General features: G+C 68.3%; 13 protein-coding genes and 1 tRNA gene. 9 read left to right on the top strand and 5 right to left on the bottom strand.

What is annotated here, in order from left to right:
• Positions 1 to 132: 132 nt before the first annotated feature.
• On the bottom strand, positions 133 to 1,281 hold the full coding sequence (locus FH608_RS36390) for a polysaccharide deacetylase family protein (RefSeq protein ID WP_193318827.1): 1,149 nt from the start codon (positions 1,279 to 1,281) through the stop codon (positions 133 to 135).
• Between the two features lie 66 nt (positions 1,282 to 1,347).
• Positions 1,348 to 4,038 carry a DNA polymerase I gene (gene polA / locus FH608_RS36385; protein WP_139634934.1) on the bottom strand — a complete coding sequence of 897 codons (2,691 nt, stop codon included), beginning with the start codon at positions 4,036 to 4,038 and terminating at the stop codon, positions 1,348 to 1,350.
• Between the two features lie 80 nt (positions 4,039 to 4,118).
• Between polA and FH608_RS36380 the strand changes: the two genes are divergently transcribed.
• The 6 genes from FH608_RS36380 to FH608_RS36355 all read left to right on the top strand — a co-directional run bounded on the left by FH608_RS36380 (position 4,119) and on the right by FH608_RS36355 (position 9,399).
• Entirely contained in the window at positions 4,119 to 4,514 is a 396-nt protein-coding gene (locus FH608_RS36380; RefSeq protein WP_139635124.1) for a PaaI family thioesterase, read from the top strand.
• A gap of 664 nt (positions 4,515 to 5,178) precedes the next feature.
• A complete protein-coding gene (locus FH608_RS36375; protein WP_226900217.1) occupies positions 5,179 to 6,189 on the top strand; it encodes a branched-chain amino acid ABC transporter permease in 1,011 nt (336 codons plus the stop codon).
• Between the two features lie 16 nt (positions 6,190 to 6,205).
• A complete protein-coding gene (locus FH608_RS36370; RefSeq protein ID WP_139634933.1) occupies positions 6,206 to 7,216 on the top strand; it encodes a branched-chain amino acid ABC transporter permease in 1,011 nt (336 codons plus the stop codon).
• Entirely contained in the window at positions 7,206 to 8,156 is a 951-nt protein-coding gene (locus FH608_RS36365; protein ID WP_139634932.1) for an ABC transporter ATP-binding protein, read from the top strand. Before FH608_RS36370 ends, FH608_RS36365 begins: the two co-directional genes overlap by 11 nt.
• A complete protein-coding gene (locus FH608_RS36360; protein WP_139634931.1) occupies positions 8,153 to 8,935 on the top strand; it encodes an ABC transporter ATP-binding protein in 783 nt (260 codons plus the stop codon). Before FH608_RS36365 ends, FH608_RS36360 begins: the two co-directional genes overlap by 4 nt.
• Before the next feature lie 89 nt (positions 8,936 to 9,024).
• Positions 9,025 to 9,399, top strand: coding sequence for a hypothetical protein (locus FH608_RS36355; RefSeq protein WP_139634930.1), 375 nt, complete (start codon positions 9,025 to 9,027; stop codon positions 9,397 to 9,399).
• A gap of 84 nt (positions 9,400 to 9,483) precedes the next feature.
• Here the strand turns inward: FH608_RS36355 and FH608_RS36350 are convergent, their stop codons facing one another.
• The gene (locus FH608_RS36350) at positions 9,484 to 10,782 is read right to left on the bottom strand and encodes an ABC transporter substrate-binding protein (RefSeq protein ID WP_139634929.1); all 1,299 of its coding nucleotides are present in this window, start codon (positions 10,780 to 10,782) and stop codon (positions 9,484 to 9,486) included.
• 189 nt (positions 10,783 to 10,971) lie between these two features.
• Here FH608_RS36350 and FH608_RS36345 point away from each other — a divergent pair, with 189 nt between their 5' ends.
• On the top strand, positions 10,972 to 11,829 hold the full coding sequence (locus tag FH608_RS36345; RefSeq protein WP_139634928.1) for a hypothetical protein: 858 nt from the start codon (positions 10,972 to 10,974) through the stop codon (positions 11,827 to 11,829).
• Positions 11,830 to 11,890: 61 nt separating this feature from the next.
• Here the strand turns inward: FH608_RS36345 and FH608_RS36340 are convergent, their stop codons facing one another.
• On the bottom strand, positions 11,891 to 13,186 hold the full coding sequence (locus tag FH608_RS36340) for an ABC transporter substrate-binding protein (RefSeq protein ID WP_139634927.1): 1,296 nt from the start codon (positions 13,184 to 13,186) through the stop codon (positions 11,891 to 11,893).
• Positions 13,187 to 13,328: 142 nt separating this feature from the next.
• Complete coding sequence (locus FH608_RS36335; protein WP_226900216.1) at positions 13,329 to 13,919, bottom strand: ANTAR domain-containing response regulator; 591 nt, start codon at positions 13,917 to 13,919, stop codon at positions 13,329 to 13,331.
• A 109-nt stretch (positions 13,920 to 14,028) separates the two neighbouring features.
• On the opposite strand from FH608_RS36335, the gene FH608_RS36330 reads away from it, so the two are divergent.
• Together FH608_RS36330 and FH608_RS36325 are read left to right on the top strand one after the other, a co-directional pair.
• Positions 14,029 to 14,111 (top strand) — tRNA-Leu (locus FH608_RS36330).
• A 286-nt stretch (positions 14,112 to 14,397) separates the two neighbouring features.
• Entirely contained in the window at positions 14,398 to 14,820 is a 423-nt protein-coding gene (locus tag FH608_RS36325; protein ID WP_139634926.1) for a pyridoxamine 5'-phosphate oxidase family protein, read from the top strand.
• Positions 14,821 to 14,939 lie beyond the last annotated feature (119 nt).

Raw genomic sequence — 14,939 nt, 5'->3', positions numbered from 1 at the left:
TTCCGCATCAAGCCGAGGAATTACGACATCGACGTGACCGAGCGCGAGCCCGCTCCGTCTGAGGCGCGCGCGAGCCCACAGCGCAGCGATCAGCATATGAGACCATCGCCACGGGGTCAATCCGGAGAGCCGTCAGTAGGCGATGACCTGGAGCCCTCGCTTGGCGACGATATTACCCCGAAGTTTCTCCGGTATGGAGATCCGGGCGGGGTCGCCGTCGGAGACGTAGCGCTCGCGGGGATGCTTGTCCAGCCACTCCAGCCAGTATTGCGAGCACCACTTGCGGCACTCGCCCTTCTTGCCGTTGCTCTGGATGCGCTGGATCGCTCCCCTGTCGAACTTTTTCGCGTAGGGCGAAAGCGACGGCTCGGCTCCCGCGAGGAAGACGCCCGCGAAATCATACCTGGTTCCGTCCCAGGACCCGGTCCTGGCGAGCTTCTTGGGCCGCGGCAGCGACCCGTACGGTAACGCCATGGTGGTGGAGGGCGGCGCGCCGAGCTTCCTGATCAGCCGCTCGATCCTGACGATCTGCTCGCTGACCTTCTTCTTGCCCAGCCTGCGCAGATCAGGGTGGGACCAGGTGTGATTGGCCACCTCGTAGCCGTGGCCGACCAGCCACTTCACGGCGACCTCCTGGGACTCCCGGTCGATCAGCCCGAACGGCTGCTTGTGCACCCAGAACGTGGCGACGGGGCGGAACGAGGGATATTTCCTGGCCACCGCCTGGATGACGCCGACGGCCGTGTCGGGCTCGGGGTTGCCGGCGGCGTCGAGCGCGAAGTGGCTCGGGTCGCCGTCGTCGAACGTCAGCACCACGGGGAACTTGCCCGCCGGCACCCGGATGTCGCCGGCCACGAAGTCGGCGGCCGTGATCGGCACGTAGCCCTGCCTGGCCAGCTTCTCCAGCTCCTTCCTGAGCTGGTCCGGCGTGCGGTCGATCGAGGCCAGCCGCTTGGCGACGATCCGGTGGTACATCAGCACCGGCACCAGCCCGGCCTCGTTGGCGCGCACCTGGCGGGCGAACTCGGGCGTGGAGACCACGCCCGGCGGCTCGCCCACCGGGGACGGGGTCGGCTGCGCCACGCCGGCCTGGATCTCAGCCGAGTCGTCGGGCCTGGCGTGCGGCCGCCCCTCGTCCGGTAACAGGCGCAGGCCGACGACGGCGGCGGTGACCACCAGGACGTTGGCGAGGCCGATGATCCGCGCGAGGAACGCCGTCGAGGACGCCTTGGAGGACACCTTGGGGGACGCCGTGGGGGACGCTGTGGGGCGGGCTGACATCCGCACAGAACTCCCGGCCGCTCGGGTGAAGGTACCTCCAGGTTAGTCCAGATTTTTCCCAAAGGATCAGTGGCCGGCGTCCTCCCAGGTGCGGCCGACGCCCACGGAGACCTCCAGCGGGACCCGGAGGCGGTAGGCGGCGTTCATCTGGTCGCACACGAGCTGCGTGAGCCGCTCCAGCTCGCCGGGCGCCACCTCGAACACCAGCTCGTCGTGGACCTGCAGCAGCATCCGCGAGGCCAGCCGCTCCTCGCGCAGCGCCTGGTGCACGTTGAGCATGGCGACCTTGATGATGTCGGCGGCCGAGCCCTGGATGGGCGCGTTGAGCGCCATGCGCTCGGCCATCTCGCGCCGCTGGCGGTTGTCGCTGGTGAGGTCGGGCAGGTAGCGGCGGCGGCCCATGATGGTCTCGGTGTAGCCGTCGGAGCGGGCCTGCTGGACGATGGCCTGCAGGAAGTCGCGCACGCCGCCGAACTCCTGGAAGTACTCCTCCTTCAGTGCCCGCGCCTCCGCCACCGGGATGTTGAGCTGGCCGGAGAGCCCGAAGTCGGACAGGCCGTAGGCCAGGCCGTAGTTCATCGCCTTGATGCGCGCCCGCAGCTCGCCGTCGATCTGCTCGGGCGGCAGGTCGAACACCCTGGCGGCGGTGGCCTGGTGGAAGTCGTGGCCCGACTCGAAGGCCTCGATCAGCGACTCGTCGCCCGACAGGTGGGCCATGATGCGCAGCTCGATCTGGCTGTAGTCGGCGGTCAGCAGCGTCTCGTAGCCCTCGCCGACCACGAAGCCCTGCCGGATGCGGCGGCCCTCCGCGGTGCGGATCGGGATGTTCTGGAGGTTGGGCTTCTCTGACGACAGCCGGCCGGTGGCGGCGATGATCTGGTTGAACGTGGTGTGGATGCGCCCGTCGTCGGCGATCTCCTTGATCAGGCCCTCGACGGTGGTGCGCAGCTTCTGCTGGTCGCGGTGGCGCAGCATGATCGTCGGCAGCTCGTGCTCGGTCTGCGTGGCGAGCCAGGCGAGCTGGTCGGCGTCGGTGCTCCAGCCGGTCTTGATCTTCTTCGTCTTGGGGAGGTTGAGCCGGACGAACAGGATCTCCTGCAGCTGCTTGGGCGAGCCCAGGTTGAACTGCTCGCCGACGACGCGGTGCGCCTCCTCCACGGCGTGCTTGACCGCGGCGCCGAACTCGGCCTCCAGGCCCGCGAAGTATTCGCCGTCGACCGCAATGCCGGCGCGCTCCATGCCGGCCAGCACGGCCAGCAGGGGCAGCTCGACGTCGGCCATGAGCTGGGTGCCGCCGCGCCCGGCCAGGAAGCTCTCCAGCGCCTCGGCCAGCTCGCGCACCGCGTGGGCGCGCAGCGCGAGGTCCTTGGCCGGGGCGTCCTCGTCGTCGCCGAACAGCGCGGCCTGGCCGGTGTCCTCCTCCTCGGCGCGCAGGTCGCGGTGGAGGTAGCGCCTGGCGAGGTCTTCGAGGGCGAACGTGCGCTGGCCGGGCATCGCCAGGTAGGCGGCGAGCGCCGTGTCGCAGCTGAGGCCGCCCAGCTCCATGCCCTGCGCCCAGAGCGCCAGGATGGGCCCCTTGGCGTCGTGGACGGCCTTGGGCTTGGTGTCGTCGGCCAGCCAGGCCCGCAGGGCCGCCTCGTCGGCCTCGGTGAGCTTGACGGGGTCGATGTGGGCGGCGCTGCCGTCGGGCGAGGCGACGGCGATGCCGTCGATGCGGCCGCTGCCGCTGCCGTAGACGCCCTTGAAGGCGAGCCCGGCCCGGCCCTCAGGCAGCGCGGCCAGCCAGCCCGCCACCCGGTCGGGGCCGAGCAGCACGGTCTCGACCTCGAAGCCCTGCTCGGGCTCCTTCTCGCCGGAGCCGAGCACCTTGAAGACCCGCTCGCGCAGCTCGCCGCGGAACTGCAGGCTGTCGAACAGCTTGTTGATCTCTTCGCGCTCCCAGACGCCCTGCGTGAGGTCGCCGAGCTCGACGTCGAGCGGGACGTCGCGCATCAGCTCCGTCAGCCGCCGGTTCATCAGCACCTGGGCGACGTGCTCGCGCAGCTTGTCGCCTACCTTGCCCTTGACCTCGTCGACCCGGTCGACCAGCGCGGTCAGCGTGCCGTATTCGCGCACCCACTTCGCGGCGGTCTTCTCCCCCACGCTCGGGATGCTCAGCAGGTTGTCGCTGGGGTCGCCGCGCAGGGCGGCGAAGTCGGGGTATTGCACCGGGGTGAGGCCGTATTTCTCCATGACGGCCTCGGGCGTGAAGCGGGTCATGTCGCTGATGCCGCGCCGTGTCATCAGGACGGTGACGTGCTCGTTGACCAGTTGCAGGGCGTCGCGGTCGCCGGTGACGATCAGCACGTCCATGCCCTGCTCGTGGGCCCGCGTGGCGAGCGTGGCGATGAGGTCGTCGGCCTCGAAGCCGGCCTTGGACAGGCGCGGCACCCGGAAGGTGTCGAGCAGCTCGAAGATGAGCTGCATCTGCCCGCGGAAGTCTTCGGGCGTCTCGCTCCTGTTGGCCTTGTAGTCGGCGTACGCCTCGTGGCGGAAGGTCGGCTCGGACCGGTCGAAGGCCACCGCGACATGGGTGGGCTGCTCGTCGCGCAGGACGTTGGTCAGCATGGAGGTGAACCCGTAGACCGCCTCGGTGTGCTGACCGTCGGTGGTCATCAGGTTGGCGTCCTTGAGCGCGAAGAACGCGCGGTAGGCCAGGGAATGCCCGTCTAGCAGCAACAGGCGCGGGCGGCTGGGGGTCACTTCACTCTTCGGCACATACGCAGCCTAGTCTGCGTCTGCGACAGAAAACCTGAGCTCGGAAGAGTGGAGACGTCCCTTTGACGCAGACCAACCCCATGGACTTCTCGCTGTACGGCGCCGCGTACGAGGGCACGCTGGCCGACCGCATGGGCATCGAGTTCGTCGAGGCGGGCCCGGAGCGGGTCGTGGGCCGGATGCCGGTGGAGGGCAACACCCAGCCGTACGGACTGCTGCACGGCGGCGCCTCGGCGGCTCTGGCCGAGACGCTCGGCTCGGTGGCGGCCGCCATCCACGCGGGCCCCGATCGGATCGCGGTGGGGATCGAGATCAACGCCACCCATCACCGCCCGGCCACCTCCGGTTACGTGACGGGCGTCGCGACCAGGCTGCACGGGGGACGGACGCTGGCGACGTACGCGATCGAGATCACCGACGAGGCCGGAAAGCTGATCTGCACCTCCCGCCTCACCTGCATGCTCCGTGACAGGTGAAACTCCCGTCCCTTTGCGCGTGACACCCGCGGGTCGCTACGGTGGTCCGAATGCGGGCCCGCGGGAGGCTCAGTAGAAAACGTGTACGGCCGGGGAAGCCCTGCACGGTCCCAAAGGCCGACCCGCGGGCTCGTCCAGCCTTTCCTGAGATCGTTACGCATTCGTTCCCACCACATGCCAGGCGTATCCGTCGATTTAGCCCCTGACCTGCCTTGTTGTTTCCTCACATGAGTGACACACACATGTCACTAATTGGTGACGAACGATACTGAAACGGGCGACACCAGAATAAGCTCCCGCCGAAGCATCCCAGTGTGCCTGCGATGCCGCGTGTCGAGATGGAGGGGCACAACCCCGCCTTGACCTACCTGAGGGAGCACCATTGCGCAGAGCCGTGATCGCGTTCACGGCCTTCCTGGGTGGACTCATCTTCCTGCTGGCCGGACCCGCGCACGCGGATCCCGCCGACTGCCAGGGACTGAGGGGGACACTCAAACTTCAAGGCCAGCCAGTGAACGGCGCCAAAATCGCCGTGACCACCGAGAGCGGACAACCCGTTAAGGAGGTCACAACCAACGCGCAGGGCACGTGGGACGTTCCCGTCGACAAACCAGGTAAGTACAAGGTCACCCTGGATGTCAGCACACTTCCGCAGAATGCCGAAGTGCGTGGCGGCAACAATGTCCGCACGCCGACCGTCTACAAGGGCAACTGCTCGTCCGTCCTCTTCGCGCTCCAGCCGAAAGGCGCCCCCGGCCAGGAGCAGCAGCAGGACTCCGGCGGCCAGACCTCGATGTGGGAGCAGGCCGCCCAACTCGCCTTCGAGGGGCTCAACCTCGGCCTCATCATCGCCCTGGCGGCCCTCGGACTCTCCCTCATCTACGGCACGACCGGCCTGACCAACTTCTCCCACGGGGAGCTGGTCACCTTGGGAGCGATCCTCGCCTACGCGTTCAACGTGGGCATAGGGCTGCATCTCATCCCCGCCGGCATCATCGCGGTCATCGTCGCCGGCGTCCTCGGATACCTGCAGGACCGCCTGTTCTGGGGCTGGCTGCGCAAGCGCGGCACCGGCATCATCGCCATGATGATCATCTCGATCGGCCTGGCGCTCGTCCTCCGCTACGCCTTCCTGATCTTCTTCGGCGGCCAGACCGAGGCCTACGCGCAGTACGTCGCGCAGCCCGGCATCCAGCTCGGCCCCATCTCGGCGGCCCCCAAGAACCTCGTCGCCATGGGAATCGAGCTCGCCGTCCTGATCGTCGTCGGCATCGCGCTGCTGCGCACCCGCACGGGCAAGGCGGCCCGCGCCGTGGCCGACAACCCCGCGCTCGCGGCCTCGTCCGGCATCAACGTCGACCGCGTCATCCGGATCGTGTGGACCATGGGCGGCGCCATCGCCGCGCTGGCCGGCGTCATGCTCGGTCTGTCGCAGACCCTGAAATACACCATGGGCCAGGACATCCTGCTGCTCATCTTCGCCGGCGTGACGCTCGGCGGCCTCGGCACCGCGTTCGGCGCGCTGGTGGGCTCGCTCGTGGTCGGCCTGTTCATCCAGGTCTCCACCCTCTGGGTGCCGCCGGAGCTCAAGAACGTCGGCGCGCTGGCCGTGCTCATCATCGTGCTCCTCGTCCGGCCACAGGGCATCCTGGGCCGCCGCGAGCGGATCGGCTGATCGGGGGAGGATCAGAATGGACTGGATCACGATCATCAGCACCACGCTCAAGTCCGCGGTGGGCGTGGAGACGGTCTTGTACGGCGTCGCCGCCATCGGCCTCAACGTGCACTTCGGCTACACGGGCCTGCTCAACTTCGGCCAGGCCGCCTTCATGGGCGTGGCCGGCTACGGCCTGGCGGTCACCGTCACCGTCATGGGCCTGCCGTTCTGGGTCGGCATCGGCGTGGGGCTGGTCGCCGCCGTGCTCCTCGCGCTCCTGATGGGCATACCGACCCTGCACCTGCGCGCCGACTACCTGGCCATCGTCACCATCGCGGGCGCCGAGATCGTGCGTCTCATCTTCCGCTCGGTGGCGTTCAAGGACGTCTTCGGCGGCTCCGACGGGCAGCGCGGCTTCTCCAACGGCTTCTACGCGATCAACCCTTTCGAGCACTTCTTCACCGCGCGGCAGTACGGCTTCAACCTCGGCCCGGTGCCGCTGTTCTTCAGCCCGCGGCAGACGTGGGTCATCTTCGTCGGCTGGGTGCTGATCGCCCTGGCCTGCGGCGTGGTCTTCCTGCTCATGAGGAGCCCGTGGGGTCGCGTGCTGAAGGCCATCCGCGAGGACGAGGACGCCGTGCGCAGCCTCGGCAAGAGCGTCTTCTCGTACAAGATGCAGTCGCTGGTGCTCGGCGGCGTCATCGGCTCGCTCGGCGGCTTCATCTACGGCCTGGCCTACGCCTCCGTGCAGCCCGACGTCTTCGGCACCGAGACCACGTTCTACATGTACACGATGGTCATCCTCGGCGGCGCCGCGCGGGTGTTCGGCCCCGTCATCGGCTCGATGCTCTTCTGGGTGCTGCTCGTCCTGGTCTACGGCGTGCTCGCCGAGGCGGTCGGCGCCGGCTACATCACCTTCATGGACGTCAACCAGGTCGGCGCCCTGCGCTGGATCCTGGTCGGCCTCGGCTTGATCCTGTTGCTCATCTTCCGGCCACAGGGCATCTTCGGTGACAAGAGGGAGATAGCAATCGATGCACGCTGAAACACCCGCAGAAGCGACGACTACCGAGCGCAAGACCGCGGCCCTGGCGGCCTTCAAGGACCTGGCGCACGAGCCGGGCGTGCCCAAACCCGACCCCATCCTCGTGGTCGACAACGTCGTGCGCCGCTTCGGCGGCCTCACCGCCGTCGAGGTCGGCCACCTCGAGATCCAGCGCGGCTCCATCACCGCGCTGATCGGCCCCAACGGCGCCGGCAAGACCACGTTCTTCAACCAGCTCACCGGGTTCGACACGGCCGACTCCGGCTCGTGGACGTTCAACGGGCGGGCCATGAACGGCGTGCCCGCCCACAAGGTGGCCCGCGCCGGCATGGTGCGCACCTTCCAGCTCACCAAGGCGCTGTCCCGCCTGACGGTGCTGGAGAACATGCGCCTGGGCGCCCAACGGCAGCTGGGCGAGAGCTTCTGGCGCGCGCTGCTGCCGTTCCTCTGGAGCCGGCAGGAGGTCCAGATCACCATGCAGGCCTACGACCTGCTCACCCGGTTCAAGCTCGACGCCAAGCTCGACGACTTCGCCGGATCGCTGTCCGGCGGCCAGCGCAAGCTGCTGGAGATGGCCCGCGCGCTCATGGTCAGGCCCGAGCTGGTCATGCTCGACGAGCCCATGGCCGGGGTCAACCCGGCGCTGACGCAGTCGCTGCTCGGCCACGTCAAGGACCTGCGCGAGCAGGGCATGACGGTGCTGTTCGTGGAGCACGACATGGACATGGTCCGTGACATCAGCGACTGGGTGATCGTCATGGCGCAGGGCGCGGTCATCGCGGAGGGGCCGCCCGGGACGATCATGTCCGACGAGCGCGTGGTCGACGCCTACCTCGGCGCCCACCACGACGCGCCGCTGTCCGAGAGCGATCTGGAGAGCCAGCTCCACGAGGCGGAAGAGGCGCTGGAGGCCGAGATCGAAGAGGAGACGCAGAAGTGACCGTCCCCGAGTCCAAGGCGGCCGTCACCGACCGCGGCGCCCACCTCGAGGGCGCCAAGGACGCCGTGCTGAGGTGCGACGAGCTGATCGCCGGCTACCTGCCCGGCGTCAACATCCTCAACGGCTCCGACCTGTACGTCAAAGAGGGCGAGCTGATCGGCATCATCGGCCCCAACGGCGCCGGCAAGTCGACGCTGCTCAAGGCCATGTTCGGGCTGGTCACCATCCGCAGCGGCACCGTGCTGCTCAAGGGTGAGGACATCACGAACATGAAGGCCCACTCACTGGTCTCCCGCGGCGTCGGCTACGTGCCGCAGACCAACAACGTCTTCCCCAGCCTCACCATCGAGGAGAACCTCGAGATGGGCGCCTTCCAGGTGCCGGGGAAGTTCAAGGAGCGCTTCGAGTTCGTCTCGGAGCTGTTCCCCGCGCTCAAGGAGCGGCGCAAGCAGCGCGCGGGGTCCCTGTCCGGCGGCGAGCGGCAGATGGTCGCGATGGCCAGGGCCCTCATGACCGAGCCGTCCGTGCTGCTGCTCGACGAGCCGTCGGCCGGGCTGTCGCCCAAGCTGCAGGACCTGGTGTTCATCCAGGCCCAGCAGATCAACAAGGCGGGCGTCACCGTGATCATGGTGGAGCAGAACGCGCGGCGCTGCCTGCAGATCTGCCACCGCGGCTACGTCCTCGACCAGGGCCGCAACGCCTACACCGGCACCGGCAAGCAGCTGGCCCGCGACCCCAAGGTCATCGAGCTCTACCTGGGCACGCTGGCCAAGGCGTAAATCGCGGCGAACACGGCGAAGGGGCTCCCCTGGGGCCCCTTCGCCGTTCTTTAATGGGCGTTGTGAAACGTTTAGCAACAGTTGCGCTCATGCTTCCCGTCTTTCTCGTCGGCTGTCAGGGCAACGCCTCCTCCGAGGCCAAATACAGCACCGGCGGCGATCCCACCGACAGCCCGTGCGCCCGCGTCGTCTCCGCCATCGGGTACGCCGGCCTCATGCTGGAGCCCAAGGGCCAGGAGGACCGGCAGAACTTCGAGGACGCCGTGATCGGCCGCCTGGCCGAGGCGCGCGGCATCACGCTGGAGTTCGGCGACCGGCTGCCCGGCTCCCTGCAGGAGGCCGTCGAGACGGTCAAGACCACGACCGCGGGGCTGTCCAGGAACGACGTGCCGCGCGAGCGTCAGGTCGCGCTGCTCAAGCGCTACCGCGTGGCCGCCGACGAGATCGTCGCCGGCTGCCGGTGAGCCACGGACCCCGGCGGGTCCCCGGCCGCTGAGGACACGAAAGGGCCCGGCCACGTGCGTGGCCGGGCCCTTCGTGGGGGGCTGCTAGCCGGCGATGTTGCCGGTGCGGTACTCCAGCGCCTTGGTGGCGTACTTGTTGCTGTCGCCGTACTGGTAGATGCCGATGGTGGCGACCGCCGGGTCACCGACCTCGTTGAACTCGACCGGGCCGCTGACGCCGTCGTAGTCGATGTCCTTGCCGGCCTTCAGCAGGTCGGCGCACTCCTTGAAGCTCTTGCACTTCTCGCCGCCCTTGCTGACCTCGGCCAGCTTGGCCGCGATGTCCGCGGAGGCGTCGCTCTTGGCCGACTCGGCGGCCAGCGCCAGCAGGTTGGCCGCGTCGTACGACTCGGGGGCGTAGCTGAAGTCCGCCAGCTTGGGGTCGATCTCCTTCAGCTTCTTCTGGAAGTCGTCCGGGGCCGCGGCGCCGGGAATCGTGCCCTTGACGCCGGTGAGCGTGCCCTTGGGCATCTTCACGTAGTTGGTGTTGGACGTGTTGCCGTCCACCATGTACCACTTGTGCTCGTCGGCGGGCAGACCCTGCTTGACCAGCTCCGCGATGACCTTCGCCGTCTCCTCGAACCCGATCAGCACGATGCCCTTGGGGTTCTTGGCCTTGATCTTGGCCACGTCAGCCGAGAAGTCGGGCGCCTTGGGGTCGTAGTCGACCCGCTCGACGACCTGGGCGCCGCCGTCGGTGACGGTCTTGGTCACCTGGTCGGCCAGGCCCGTGCCGTACGAGTCCTGCATCGCCAGGATGCCGACCGTGTCGTTGCCGTCGGACACGATCAGGTCACCCAGCACGCGGCCCTGCAGCTTGTCGGGCGGCGAGGTGCGGAAGTAGAGACCCCGGTCGTTGATGGTGGAGAACTTGTCCGAGGTGTTGGCCGGGGAGAACTGGATCACGCCCGCACCCGTGATCTTGTCGATCACCGACTCCGACACCGACGACGAGGCGGCACCGATGATCGCGTCGGCCTTCTGCGCGATCAGCTTGTCCACCGACTGCGAGGCGATGTTGGTCGTCGTGTCGCCCGAGTCCGTGTCGATCTTCGTAACCGGCTTGCTGAGCACGCCACCGGCCTCGTTGATCTCCTTCACGGCGAGGCTGACTCCCGCGATCTCCGGCGGGCCGAGGAACGCCAGCGAACCGGTCTGCGGCAGCAGCGTGCCCAGGGTCAGCACGCCATCGCCCTTCGACGCCGCGGCGGGCGCCGACGAGGACGGGGCGGCAGACTGCGACGTCTGCGTGGCGGTGTCGCCGCCACCGCCGCAGGCTGTCAGGGTCAGGCTCGTGGCGGCCACGACAGCCAGCGCCCGTCCCACGGGAGCAATGCGGATCATGAAGTGTCTCCTTCATTTCCAGGCCGGGATCCGTCAGCACCGCCGAGCGTTCCCGTACGAATGCAGGAAACGTACAAAACCGTCGCGCGCTCCAACCAGATGCACTGAGGAACTGTCGGCACTTGGATGCGGAGTCGTAATCAGTCCTCAACTTACGAGACCTGCGCAGGAACGCTTAATGTGCGGCGGGTGAAGCGCTTTACGCTCGCCCTCGTCGCGGCGGTGCTCGCGGCCGGCTGCGGCCCCTCCGGGCCGCCGGCCCAGCCGTCCGCGGAACCGTCCTCCCGGCCGCCCGCCGGCGTATCCGTCTCATTGGCGCAATGGCGTTCCGACGAGACCGCGCACGCCCTCGAAGTGGCCGTCCGAAACACCACTCGCACGCCGGTCCATTTCGTCGACGTGCAACTCGTCACGCCGTCCTTCCGGACGCTCCCGCCCCGGCGGGTCGACGCCACCATCTCCACGACCGAGCGCACCGACCTGCAGATCCCGTACGGCCCCGCCGCCTGCACCCCCGAGCGCCTGCCCGAGGTGCGGCCCGCGACCGTCGTGGCGCACGTGAGCACCGGTGGCCAGGCGCCGCGCCGGGTCGTCTTCGACGTGCCGCACCCCGACCCGCTGCTGGCCAGGCTGCTGCGGGACGAGTGCTCCGAGTTCCTCATCAAGGAGGCGGCCGACATAGCCTTCGGCCCCGGCTGGACCGAGTCGGGCAAGGCCATGCACGGCAACCTGGTGATCACCCGCCGCGGCGACGGGGAGGTCACGCTGAACGACATGGGCGGGACCACCCACTACATCGTCACGCCCGGGCACCGGCCGCTCGGCGTGCTGGCGGCCGGGCGGCAGCGGCTGGAGGTGCCGATCACGCTGACCCCCGGCCGCTGCGACCCGCACGCCTTCGCCGAGGCCAAGAAGGCCTTCCAGTTCCCCGTACGGGCCGCCGTCGACGGGGGGCAGGAACGCGTGGTCATCGTGGTGCCGCCCAAGCCGCTGCAGGATCGCCTCACCGCGTACGCGCTGAAGACGTGCGGCCTGGACGGCGGCTGACCGCGCACCACCACCGGGAGGCGGGGCGCTGCTACCGGCGCCCCGCCGGCGGCCTCTCGCGTCAGCCCGCGATGTTGCCGGTGCGGTACTCCACCGCCGTGGTGTCGTACTTGTTGTCCTCGCCGTACTGGTAGACGCCGATCGTCGCCACCGCCGGGTCACCGTTGGCGTCGAACTCGACCGGGCCACTGACGCCGTCGTAGTCGATGTCCTTGCCGGCCTTCAGCAGGTCGGCGCACTCCTTGAAGCTCTTGCACTTCTCGCCGCCCTTGCTGACCTCGGCCAGCTTGCCCGCGATGGCCTTGCCCGTGTCGTCCTTGGCCGCCTCGGCGGCCAGCGCGATCAGGTTCGCGGCGTCGTACGACTCGGCGGCGTAGGTGAAGTCCTCCAGCTTGGGGTCGAGTTCCTTCAGCTTCTTCCTGAACGCGTCCGGAGCCTCGGCGCCGGGAATGGTGCCCTTGACGCCGGTGAGCGTGCCCTTGGGCATCTTCAGGTAGTTGGTGTTCGACATGTTGCCGTCCACCATGTACCACTTGTACTTGTCGGCCGTGAGCCCCTGCTTGACCAGCTCCGCCACGACCTTGGCGCCCTCCTCGAACCCGATCAGCACGATGCCCTTCGGGTTCTTGGCCTTGATCTTGGCCACGTCCGCCGAGAAGTCGGCCGCCTTCGGGTCGTAGTCCACCCGCTCCACGACGGTCGCCCCGGCCGCCTCGGCCGTCTTGGTCACCTGGTCGGCCAGGCCCGAGCCGTACGAGTCCTGCATCGCCAGGATGCCGACCGTGTCGTTGCCGTCGGCCACGACCAGGTCACCCAGCACGCGGCCCTGCAGCTTGTCCGGCGGGGCGGTGCGGAAGTACAGCCCCTGGTCGTTCATGGTGGTGAACGCGTCGGAGGTGTTCGCCGGGGAGAACTGCACCACGCCCGCGCCCGTCACCTTGTCGATGATCGACTCCGACACCGACGACGACGCGGCACCGATGATCGCGTCGGCCTTCTGCGCGATCAGCTTGTCCACCGACTGCGAGGCGATGTTCGTGGTCGTGTCGCCCGAGTCTGTGTGGACCTTGTTGATCGGCTTGCCGAGCACGCCGCCGGCCTCGTTGATCTCCTTGACGGCCTGGTCCACGCCGGCGAACTCGGGCGGGCCGAGGAAGGCCAGCGAACCGGTCTGCGGCAGCACCGTGCCCAGGGTCAGCACGCCATCGCCCTTCGCCGCGGCGGGCGCCGACGAGGCCGGGGCCGCCGATTCGGTCTGCTTCGCGGCCGTGTCACCACCGCCACCACAGGCCGTCAGAGCCAGGCTCGCCGCGGCCGCGACGGCCAGCACGCGCCCCGTTGGAGCAATGCGGATCATAAAAGAGACTCTCCCTATCTCCAGCGAAGGAACGATCTACCTTCACTGTTTTCCGAGCTCAGCATGCCTGCTCAGAGGAGAGGCCGGGAGTTGTTAAGCGGCTTTTATACGGTTTCGTAATGTCCGGAACCCCGGCCGAAACCTAGCTGCCGCCCCGCTCGGTCGCGTCGTCGATGACGATCTGAGCGACCTCACGCATGCTCAGCCGCCGGTCCATCGACGCCTTCTGGATCCACCGGAACGCCTGCGGCTCGCTCCAGCCGTGCTGCGTCATCAGCAGGCCCTTGGCCCGCTCGACCAGCTTCCTCGTCTCCAGCCGCTCCGACAGGCTCGACACCTCGGCCGCCAGCGCGACCATCTCCTCGTGCCTGCTGACCGCCATCTCGATCGCCGGCACCAGATCCGCCTTCGTGAACGGCTTGACCAGGTAGGCCATCGCCCCCGCGTCCCTGGCCCGCTCGACCAGGTCGCGCTGGGAGAACGCGGTCAGGATCAGGCACGGGGCGATCCGCTCGGCCACGATCCGCTCGGCCGCCGAGATGCCGTCGAGCACGGGCATCTTCACGTCGAGGATGACGAGGTCGGGTTTCAGCTCGGCAGCCAACCGGATCGCCTGCTCGCCGTCACCGGCCTCGCCCACGACGACGTAGCCGTCCTCCTGGAGCATCTCCTTGAGGTCGAGGCGGATCAGGGCCTCGTCTTCCGCGATCACTACTCGCCGCTGCGTACTCACGAGCAGAAGAGTACCGATGTCCGGTACATTAGAGCCACGCTGGCGCCCTAGAGCTGATCAACTTCGGCGGTAGGGTATGGCGTACGTCCGGACAAATCCGGATATATCCGCCGGAATGATGGAATGGCAGACATGGACGCCTCAAAAGCGTCTGCTCGACAGAGCGTGCGGGTTCGAATCCCGCTTCCGGCACTCGCAGCCCGGCGAAAGTGTCGGTGACACCCCCCGACACTGGCCGTATGCACCCCCGTAAGACCGCGGATCGCGCACTTCGGCTTTCAGCTCAAGGCATGTCCCACCGAGAAGGTGCCGCGTTGTGCGGCGTCCCGATTGAGGCGGTCCGAAATGGCGCACGGGGCCCGGCGCGGGCGGCGCCTCCCGGGCTTCACAAGGTCGCAAAGGCCCAGGTGAGGGCTTTTCGGGATCGCTCCCAACGGGAATGACCTGTTCAAGATCGATGAGGACGGGGGTGGGTGGGATGCCGTTGAGCGTGGCGGCGCGGGAGGCCTTCCTGGCGGAGCCGCACATCGGGAGCCTGGCCGTGGAGGCGGGCGACGGGCGCGCGCCGCTGGCCGTGCCGGTCTGGTACGACTACGTCCCCGGCGGCGAGGTCCGCTTCCTGACGGACGGCGACTCGCGCAAGGCCCAGCTGATCGCGAAGTCGGGCCGGTTCTCGATGCTGGTGCAGCGGGTCAGCCCGACCTACCGATACGTGTCGGTGGAAGGCCCCGTCGTACGCTCCGAGCCCACGACGCTCGAGGACCTGACCCTCATCTCCTCCCGCTACCTGCCGCCCGACGCGGTGGAGGGCTACGTGCAGGGCTCCGACCTCCACGCGCTCATGACGTTCAGGATGCGCCCGCAGCACTGGCTCTCGGCCGACCTCGGCGCCCTCGGCTGACAGTGATGATGTAGATGAGCGCTTCCCGGCAGGGTCTGACCCATCGGCTGACTGACCTTGTGGTCCTCAACGGGATCTGTCGGCCCTGGCCGGGAAGCGCTCATGTGCACTCACCGGAC

This window comes from Nonomuraea phyllanthi (assembly GCF_006334985.2).
Classification (GTDB): Bacteria; Actinomycetota; Actinomycetes; order Streptosporangiales; family Streptosporangiaceae; genus Nonomuraea; species Nonomuraea phyllanthi.
This window is presented reverse-complemented; position numbering and strand designations above follow the sequence as displayed.

Excerpts from the sequence above, each read along its gene's own strand:
- FH608_RS36390 (WP_193318827.1), bottom strand. The coding sequence starts at position 1,281 with ATGTCAGCCCGCCCCACAGCGTCCCCCACGGCGTCCCCCAAGGTGTCC.
- FH608_RS36380 (WP_139635124.1), top strand. The coding sequence starts at position 4,119 with ATGGACTTCTCGCTGTACGGCGCCGCGTACGAGGGCACGCTGGCCGAC.
- FH608_RS36370 (WP_139634933.1), top strand. The coding sequence starts at position 6,206 with ATGGACTGGATCACGATCATCAGCACCACGCTCAAGTCCGCGGTGGGC.
- FH608_RS36365 (WP_139634932.1), top strand. The coding sequence starts at position 7,206 with ATGCACGCTGAAACACCCGCAGAAGCGACGACTACCGAGCGCAAGACC.
- FH608_RS36355 (WP_139634930.1), top strand. The coding sequence starts at position 9,025 with ATGCTTCCCGTCTTTCTCGTCGGCTGTCAGGGCAACGCCTCCTCCGAG.
- FH608_RS36350 (WP_139634929.1), bottom strand. The coding sequence starts at position 10,782 with ATGATCCGCATTGCTCCCGTGGGACGGGCGCTGGCTGTCGTGGCCGCC.
- FH608_RS36340 (WP_139634927.1), bottom strand. The coding sequence starts at position 13,186 with ATGATCCGCATTGCTCCAACGGGGCGCGTGCTGGCCGTCGCGGCCGCG.
- FH608_RS36325 (WP_139634926.1), top strand. The coding sequence starts at position 14,398 with ATGCCGTTGAGCGTGGCGGCGCGGGAGGCCTTCCTGGCGGAGCCGCAC.